Below are 9,277 nucleotides of genomic sequence, written 5' to 3' on the forward strand. Positions count from 1 at the left end.
TAATAATATTTAATGAAAATTTTTGGTGATGTCAGATAGGAATATTTGACATTGTATTTTGCTATCAAAAGATTTATTGTCAGATGGTAACATCTGACAGCACAAATAGGTGTTACCATCTGACAGCACGAATGCATTACGCCAACAATTCCTTTGCGTTTTCTACAGCCGATGCACCTGGGTTTTTACCGCTTAACATTTCGGCGATAATACCAATACGCTCTTCCTGCTTTAATTTACGAATTCCTGTGGTAGTTTTTCCGTTGTCTTCGTGTTTATGTACAAAATAATGCGATTCGCCTTTGGCAGCAATTTGCGGTAAGTGAGTAATCGAAATTACCTGCATGTTTTTGCCCAAACCGGCAATTACTTCGCCAACTTTCAAGGCTGTTTCACCTGAGATACCGGTATCAATCTCATCGAAAATAATGGTTGGGAGCGAAGTATGCTGAGCCAACAAAGCTTTAATAGCCAGCATTAAGCGCGATAATTCACCGCCTGAGGCTACTTTACTTACTGGTGCAGGTGCCTGACCGGCATTGGCCGTAAATAATAGGTTGATTTCGTCTAAACCATCTTTATTCAGGTCGGCTACTACTTTCTGGTCTAAAAATAACCTGGCGTTAAGCATGCCTACTTTTTTCAGGGTAAGGCTGGTTTGTTCTTCAACCTGTTTGATTGCTTTTTTTCGATTGGTGCTTAACTGCGTGGCTTTTTTGTGTAGTTCTTGTCGCAGTTGAGCAATTTCTTTTTGCAGTTTTTCAATATGCTCATCTGAAGATAAAAGCTGATTCAGGTTATCTTCCAGTTGTTTTTGAAGAGCCAGAAGCTCAGTATTATTGGCTACACGGTGTTTCTGTTGCAGCGAGTAAAATAAATCGAGTCTTTGGTTTACGATTTCCAAACGATCGGCACTATGCAGGGTATTTTCTTCAATGGTTGCAATCTCGTCGGTAATATCTTTGATTTCAATAATCGACGAGCGCAGGCGCTCGTAAAGTACATTAATCGCAGGATCGAATTTTTCTATCCCCTGCAATTGTAAAGATGCTTCTTTTAAAATTTGCAGTGCCGAAGGTTCGCTTTCGTTAATTAAACCTGAGGCGGTAAGCAATGCCCTTTTAATGGTTTCGGCATGTGTTAAGCGCTCCAGTTCCTGTTCCAGTTCTTCCTGTTCGCCTTCCTGTAATTTAGCTTGCTCCAGCTCGTTAAACAAAAACTGCTCGTAATCCTGTCTGTTTCTGGCTTCGCTTGCTTCGTTCACCAATTTTTTTAACAGGTTATTGTCTTGCTTCAGTTTTTTAAACCCGCTGCGGTAGTCGGCTAGAAGTACCTCATGGCTGGCGAGCGAATCAACAATCAATAACTGGAAATCGGTGTCGTTAATTTCCTGTGTGGCATGCTGCGAATGGATATCGATTAGTTTTTCGCCAATCTGTTTCAGTACCGATAAATTAACAGGGGTATCGTTAATAAACGAACGCGACTTTCCATCAATAGAAATTTCGCGGCGCAACAGGCTTTCTTTGTAAAAGTCGAGGTCGTTTTCTTCAAAAAGTTCTTTCAGATTTTCGTCGGCCAGGTTAAAACTGCCTTCAATAACACATTTTTTATCCTGGTTAAAAAAGTACTTGCTTTCTGCCCGCTGACCGAGAATAAGCGATAATGCACCAAGTATGATGGATTTACCAGCACCAGTTTCACCTGTGATAATATTTAAGCCTTTATCGAATTCGATATCCAGACTGTCAATTAATGCGTAATTACGAATAGAAAGTTTTTGAAGCATAGCTTTGCGAAAATACTAAAAAGTTATTTCAACAAGTAGATGCAAAACAAAAACAGCGAAGAATATTCTCTTCGCTGCTCAAATCAATTTGTGTGGTTTAACTTCTTTTATTTAACTACAATACTGATGTTATTGTTGTCCAACAGATTTACATTGTCGGTTTTGATAAAAGTTTTTAATGCCAGCTGATCGGCAACTTTAAAGTCTTTGTTTTTATAGGTTACCACAGCATTTTCGGTATTTAATGCTTTAACAGGGCTGGTAAAGTTTTTGTTGTTGTAAAGCATAACTGCAGGAATTACACGGGTACCTTTGTTTCCGCGTTCAACTTTTTCTTTTTTCTCAATCTTCTCTTGCAGTTCTTTTACCTCTTTATCAAATTTTTCTCTTAGCTTTTTGTACTCTTCGGTTTGTCTTACCTTATTGTTACTGTTGTCTAATTTTAAAAAATAAGTATCTCTGAATTGATGGCCCAAAGAATCAGCACGGATAGCTGATAATCTGGCTAAATCGCCATTTAACTTCATGTTCTCAATCTGCGCCCTGAATTCAGGTGTATTAACTCTTGCGGCAATATCTTCTCCAAATTTTTTCCATTTGGCCTGCGCTTCTGGTGAGCTGAATTGTTTAGACATGTCTTCAGCCATTTTTTTCCATTTAGCCTGTGCTTCTGGTGAGTTCATTTTCTTTTGCATGTCCTCTCCGAATTTTTTCCATTTAGCTTGTGCTTCAGGCGAATTGTATTGTTTGGCAATATCATCTCCAAACTTTTTCCATTTGGCCTGTGCTTCCGGCGAGTTATACTGTTTGGCTATATCTTCTCCAAATTTTTTCCATTTAGCCTGTGCTTCAGGCGAATTAAACTCACGATCAATTTTAACCCTGAATAACGAATCTTTAAACTTAAATCCACTATCCATCTGGATTCTGAATGCGTTTTTACCTGCAAAAAGTTCATCCCTGTAAAAATCTTTGCGGATGCTATCTGGCATTTCCTTTACCGAATTGTATTCAGTTTTCTTGCCGTTTGCATCGATGGTTACAATTTTGATTTTGCGTTTCTTGGTGGTATCGGTGCAGGCAGCAGGGTTAAAAGTTGGAGTTGAAGCAACAAACCTCACCATTTCCCGTTTGATTGTTTTTTTAGTTTCTTTTTTCTTCTCTGTCGGATTGATCCAGGCTATAGAAAACAGGCAGGCTACACCAAGCGTTAGGGCTGCCATTTGTTGTTTGGCATTTAAATAATTCGTTTTCATGTTGGTTATTCTTTTAATACGTTGATATAAATTTTGGGTTTTGCCGGTTGCAGCCAGTGCATAAGCTGGACTGTTCTTGTCTTTAAGCAATTCGAGCTTAAGCAAGGCATGGGCATAGTTTAATGGTTTTCCGGTAATTTTGAGTACCAGGTCATCGCAGGCATGCTCGCGTTCGATATGGATAAAACGGCCTGCCATCCAAACAAATGGATTGTAGAAAAGCAAGGTTTCTATGGCTGTTTTAATCAGGTTTAACAGAAAATCATTTCTCCTGATGTGCGATAGTTCGTGGATAAGAATGGCTTCTACCTGATCGTTATCCAATTGATTTACCAATGCGAGCGGAAACAATACTACCGGTTTTAAGTAACCAATAACTAAGGGTACATTAACTATAGCCGACAAGTGGAACTGAATGCTCTTTTTAATTTTAAGCTGCGTAGTTACCTGGGTGAAAATGGCTTTCCAGCTTTCTGGGATCGCGCTTAAGCTATCTTTTTTCAGTTTTCCCAACTGATTATAACCTTTAATAATTACAAACAGCTGTAATAAGATACCAATAATATAGAAAGCTACCACTACCGGGAAATACTGTTCGGCCTTGCTGCTAAAGCTAGGGGGCAGATTATTAAAGTATTGATAGACCTGAATATTTTGCGGGGTAATTTCGGGTGCCTGGTTATTGCTGCTCAGCAGCATCTGGCTAATAAAATTATAGCCAAAGCCAATAAACATTAAAATAATAGCGCCAAAGGCAAGGTTATGCTTGTGCCTGGCTGCCAGCTTAGGTAAGCTAAGCATTACGATAAATAACACACCGTAAATAAGAGCACTTTGCCATAAGGAGTTTAAAATGCTCCAGCCAAATGCTTTGATGAATTGTTGTAATAAAGTTTCCATAATGGTGGTTTTAATTTTTTAACGGGTTAAACCCGGGTAATCATTTCAAATTAGGGATCTAAACCCTACACCTTTCAACCCTCAACTTTTGACCTTATTTAAGGCTGTCTAAATATTTTTTAATTTCATCAATCTCATCTGCACTTGCACTGTGGTTACCCAAAGCTTGCATTACCAGCCGTGCTGCGGATCCATTAAATACATTATCGATCATTTTATTAACCAGTTGCTTTTCAGTTTTATCTCTGCTGGCCAATGCTTTATAGATATGTGTTTTTTGGTTAGTGTCTCTTTCTACCATTCCTTTTTCGTGCATAATCTGCATCAGCTTTAGGGTGGTGGTATAGCCAGAGTCTTTTTTGTTCAACGCCTCATGCACTTCTCTTACCGTTGCATTCCCCTTTTGCCAAAGCACCTGGAGGATTTCCATTTCGCCTTCTGTTGGTTTGATGTTGTTATTCGCCATATGTTACAGGTTGTACGAATTATTTCGTAATCAAATGTACGAAGATATTCGTAATATCAAAATGTTTTAACAAAAATTTAACTTATTGGTTAATTGCTTAAACTGGTTAACCGGTTAACTGTAATCTGGAGTCCAATAAAGGGTTAATTGTTTGTTGGCTATAAGACGCAGGAGAGGTGGGAAAGTTGCATCCCTTGAAAGGTTAATCGTTTGAACTGGTTAATCGGTTAACTGTCTTCACCCCTAAAGTCTAAGCGTGTTCAGTGGTTCATTAGTCATTAGTAACTGCAAACTGTATAAAGCGGTTAATTGTTCTAACTGGTTAATCGGTTAACTGTTAGGTGGTGACCGATAGAAGGTTAGTTGTTGAATGCGCAACTGAACAGTTAACCGATTTAAACAATTAATCAGTTAACCATTGAGTTAGTTTTTCTTCAGGCCTTCATACTTACCAATATTTGCCGGATCGATTTCGGCCAGCATGTTGTAGGCTTTTAAACGTTCCTGCACATTAAGTTTAGCCAATACGTTGGTTACTTCTTCGGCTTTTGAGGCAAAATAAACATTCGGGAAAATGGAGCCCAGTTTCTGTTTATCCATTTGTTGCAGGGCAGGTAGTGCAGCTACAATTTGGGTTAGGCCCTTATCGTTATCGGTTAGCTGATCTAATCCACTTAAATGGTAGCTGTAAATAAAGCTGCGCAGCTCGCTAAAAATCGGATTGAGCACGTTCTCGTTAAACCAAAAACGGTTGCGTAAACCATCGGCGGCTTTCCAGCCTGTATTGCCCGAGGCCTGTGCCAGGTTAATGATATTTTGAGCTTTTTTATAGAAAGGTGTGCCACCCATTTTGCTAAAGCTATCTTTATCCATGCCAATAATGGTATAGGCATAATAGGTGAGGAGGGCACTGATATTCGAAATATAATTCTGATCAGAAAAATCGATGGTAGAACCATCCAGGTAATTGAAATCGAAATTTTTGTCGCTCATGTTCAGCAGGGTGCTATTGTACGAGCTGTTAAAAACCGGTCGGCTGCTTTGAATCTGGGCTTCGGCTGTATAGCCTGATCCACCATCCCAGGAGTTGATGGTGATTACGAAACTACATTCGATACGCTCCTGAGCTTTGTAGCTTTCGTTGCTGAATTTGTTGTTGTTTAAAAAATCGCGGATGGTTTTTTGAAGTGCATCGAGCGTAGGCCGGCTAATGTTCGACACCTGAGGCGCCAATACAGTTACACGCGCATTTAACTCCTGCGCCTGTAGTTTACCAAAGCCGGTTAACAATACCAATATCCAAAAAATCCTGTTTATCATTTTGCAATTTTTAAAATAGCTGAGCAAATATCTTTGGCTACATCGGTTTTCGATTTCATTTCAAACACCGTACGTTCTAAAGCCCTGTTAAAAATAGTAATTTTATTGGTATCTGATTTAAAACCTGCACCCTTATCGTTTAAAGAATTTAAAACTACCAGATCGAGGTTTTTCTTTTCCAGCTTACCTTTGGCATAATTCTCTTCATCATTGGTTTCTAATGCGAAACCAACCAAAATCTGGTCAGCCTTTTTCGCCTGACCCAGGGTTGCTAAAATGTCGACCGTTTTTTCGAGTTCGAGTATCAGATTGCTATCCTGTTTTTTGATTTTGTTTGCGGCTACTGTTTTTGGGCGGTAATCGGCCACGGCAGCACACATTACGGTAATATCTGTTTCAGGGAAAACCGAGTTGCAAGCCTCAAACATTTGTTGTGCGCTTACCACATCTTTCCTGATAACATTCTGATCAGATTTTTGAGCCGTTGGCCCGGCTATCAAAGTTACATCAGCACCTAGTCTGGCCAATTCGTCTGCCAAAGCGAAACCCATTTTACCTGATGAGTGGTTGCCGATAAAACGTACCGGATCTATCGCCTCATAAGTTGGACCAGCCGTTACCATTACCTTTTTACCATAAAAGGGCATCGACTTTTTAATGGCCTCGTCCAGAAACGAAATAATTTCTTCAGGTTCTGCCATTCGGCCTTCGCCATATAAACCACTGGCCAGCTCGCCGCTGCCTGGTGCAATTACGGTATTGCCGTAGCTGTTAATTTTTGCAATGTTAGCCTGTGTACTTTCATGTTTCCACATGTCTAAATCCATCGCCGGAGCAACATAAACCGGGCATTTTGCCGAAAGGTAAACTGCAGTAAGCAAATTGTCGCAAATACCGGTAGCCAGTTTAGCCAGGGTATTGGCACTAATGGGAGCAATAATGATGAGGTCGGCCCATAAACCCAATTCTACGTGGTTGCTCCATACGCCTGTTTCTTCTTCGAAATATTGCGTATAAACCGGGTTTTTAGAAAGCGTAGCAAGGGTAAGTGGTGTAATGAAATTAGCACCATCAGGGGTAAGAATAACCTTTACGTTTGCACCAGCTTTTACAAGCAACCGAACCAAAAAAGCTGATTTATAAGCTGCGATGCTGCCGCAAACGCCAAGGATTATATTTTTATGTTTTAGCATAGCGTTTACGCATGGGGGCATAGAGCATAGAGCGTAATGCTATAAAAACGCTTTGCTCCAAACACTATGCGCAATGCTTATTTTTGTTCTTTAGCAGGGTTTCTGTGATAAATTTTATCGTTCAAAAATTCATCAATAGCAACTAAAACAGGCTTAGGCATACGCTCGTAGTGCTTGCTGATTTCAATTTGCTCGCGGTTTTCGAAAATTTCTTCCAAATTATCGTTGCTCGATGCAAATTCTGCTAATTTACCGTGTAACTCCTCTTTAACGTTGTTCGAAATCTGATTTGCTCTTTTAGCAATTACAACTAAAGATTCGTATAAGTTATCTGTAGTTCTATCTAAATCGTGTACGTTTCTAGTAACTGTAGTGTTTGGTACAGCAGGTTTGTTAGTATTCATGTATTACTTGTTTTTAATATCCGTTTTATTTGTAGCAGCAGCGGTATCTTTCAATTTACCGGCTCTGATCAGCATTTTTTTGTACTTTTCCTGTTCGCTGTTATACAGGGCAATTTCTTGTTTAGTAGCAAGGATGCCAGCTTCAACATCTTCTTTCAGTTGTTTGGCATCTTTGGTATATTGGCTTTCAGGGTGGTTTTCAGTAAATTCGGTATATAAAGCAAGCGCTTCATTATAACGATCTTCCTGACGGTAAACCAAACTGTTTTTAGCGTATAAATATTGTGCTTTAATCATTAAGAAATCCATTTCTTCCGCATATTTAATATCCGGATAATCTCTTTGTGCATTTTTTAAAGCAATAACTGCAGCTCTGTAGTTATCAATATTACTAGGGCCGGTAGTTAAATACATTTTGGCATTCTCAAAAGCCTTATCTTCCAGTTTGCCCCTTAAAGTGGCAATATACTTACTCGCTGCAGCTGCACGATCGCTGGTAGGGTATAAGTTAATGAAAAGCTGTAAAGCGTCAATCGCTTTATAGGTATTTTCTTGGTCTAATGAGAAATTTGGCGATTCTAAATAATAGCAATAAGCTGCCATGTACCTTGCTTCTTCTGCATTTTTACTCGCAGGATAGGTATCTGCAAAGCTTTTAAACTGATACCTGGCCGTAGTATAATCACTTAATCTATATAAAGTATAAGCATAGTAGTAGTTCAGGTCTTCAGCTTCTGCACGGCCACGGTATTTTTGAGAAAGATCCTCAAAAAGCACCAATGCTTTACTGTAATCCCTTTTATTATACAAACGAAGCGCCTCCTGGTATTTTTTAGCCACGTCGTTACTCGCCCTCAATTTCTCGAACCGACTTTTACAACCCGCCACACCCAAAGCGGCAACAAATACTAAAATAATTAAGTGTTTAACTTTAAACATTCTGCAAAGATAATTAATAATACGATAACATCAATAAAAACAATTCGGCGCTAAGCTATGCAAAGCAATTCAGTACAAATATACAGTTAACAAATTTTAACATATATTATATAGATGGCATTATGGGGCAGTGGTCGTTATTTATTGAGTTTTATCTTATGTATATATAATAGTAATGTCTTTAGCAAAGCAAGTTCCTGTGCATTGTAGCATGTGGTAGTCCCGCTATTCCTTCAAGTCCTCACTCGTACCTCGCTCCAGGCTTTACGTTCTATCGGGTTTAGGTGGCACGGCCGGTGCGAAACACCCTGTCAAGGCGCCCAAAAAATAAAAAACGTGCCTTGGACCTTAATTTCCTTAACTCCTTAATGGTGAAAAAACGGTTGGCCTGCGCCTAAAAATCCCCATATAACACCCCAAATCCCCAATTGTTTTATGGCCATGAATATTATTTTTATCTGTAAACCAATTATTTAGCATAAACCTGCCCACAAAACAGCCGAAATCCTTTGCGCGGGTGTTAATTTTTTCTACTTTTGCAACCCGCTCGGAAGGAGAGGGCAATAAACTGAAAAGCTGGCAATGGAGAAAGAGGAGTAGGATTTATTTTAAAATAAAGCTTGCAGATAGCGAAAAGATTGTTACCTTTGCAGCCCGCTTCGGAAGGAACGGGAAGTTAAATAAAATTAGCGTATTGAAATAGCGAAGAGAAGGAAAAAGTGAAACGAAAAAATAAAAATTATTTTATTTGGAAGTTAAAAAAAGATTCCTACCTTTGCACTCCCAACCGAAAGGAAGGGCAAAAAAGCTGAAGCGGCGGATGTCGCAGAAGGCAAACAAAAAAGATTGAAACGGACGAAACAGAAGAAAGACAACTAAGACTTTCTGAAACTGAAATCCGAAGATATATAAAGGCAACCGTGAGGTTACTGCCGAATAAGTTCTTAAAAGAGATGTCAATGTAGCGAAAGCGGGTTTAATGAAGTACTGATCGAAGTACATGATTAAGG

General features: G+C 39.3%; 8 protein-coding genes. All 8 read right to left on the reverse strand.

What is annotated here, in order from left to right:
* Window positions 1-136 precede the first annotated feature (136 nt).
* Window positions 137-1,789 carry a DNA repair protein RecN gene (gene recN / locus BLR37_RS20545; RefSeq protein WP_090771884.1) on the reverse strand — a complete coding sequence of 551 codons (1,653 nt, stop codon included), beginning with the start codon at window positions 1,787-1,789 and terminating at the stop codon, window positions 137-139.
* A 107-nt stretch (window positions 1,790-1,896) separates the two neighbouring features.
* A complete protein-coding gene (locus tag BLR37_RS20550) occupies window positions 1,897-3,945 on the reverse strand; it encodes a M56 family metallopeptidase (RefSeq protein WP_090771886.1) in 2,049 nt (682 codons plus the stop codon).
* 94 nt (window positions 3,946-4,039) lie between these two features.
* On the reverse strand, window positions 4,040-4,411 hold the full coding sequence (locus BLR37_RS20555) for a BlaI/MecI/CopY family transcriptional regulator (RefSeq protein ID WP_039477597.1): 372 nt from the start codon (window positions 4,409-4,411) through the stop codon (window positions 4,040-4,042).
* Window positions 4,412-4,834: 423 nt separating this feature from the next.
* Window positions 4,835-5,731 (reverse strand): type IX secretion system protein PorD, encoded by an 897-nt coding sequence (gene porD, locus BLR37_RS20560; RefSeq protein ID WP_039477598.1) that lies wholly within the window; start codon window positions 5,729-5,731, stop codon window positions 4,835-4,837.
* Entirely contained in the window at window positions 5,728-6,924 is a 1,197-nt protein-coding gene (gene coaBC, locus BLR37_RS20565; RefSeq protein WP_090771888.1) for a bifunctional phosphopantothenoylcysteine decarboxylase/phosphopantothenate--cysteine ligase CoaBC, read from the reverse strand. Before coaBC ends, porD begins: the two co-directional genes overlap by 4 nt.
* 77 nt (window positions 6,925-7,001) lie before the next feature.
* Window positions 7,002-7,328 (reverse strand): DNA-directed RNA polymerase subunit omega, encoded by a 327-nt coding sequence (locus tag BLR37_RS20570; protein ID WP_039477601.1) that lies wholly within the window; start codon window positions 7,326-7,328, stop codon window positions 7,002-7,004.
* A gap of 3 nt (window positions 7,329-7,331) precedes the next feature.
* A complete protein-coding gene (locus BLR37_RS20575; RefSeq protein WP_090771890.1) occupies window positions 7,332-8,267 on the reverse strand; it encodes an outer membrane protein assembly factor BamD in 936 nt (311 codons plus the stop codon).
* 744 nt (window positions 8,268-9,011) lie between these two features.
* On the reverse strand, window positions 9,012-9,277 hold a 266-nt coding region (locus BLR37_RS25530), incomplete at its 5' end, for a hypothetical protein (protein WP_208599703.1).

The organism is Pedobacter soli (genome assembly GCF_900101435.1).
Lineage (GTDB): Bacteria > Bacteroidota > Bacteroidia > Sphingobacteriales > Sphingobacteriaceae > Pedobacter > Pedobacter soli.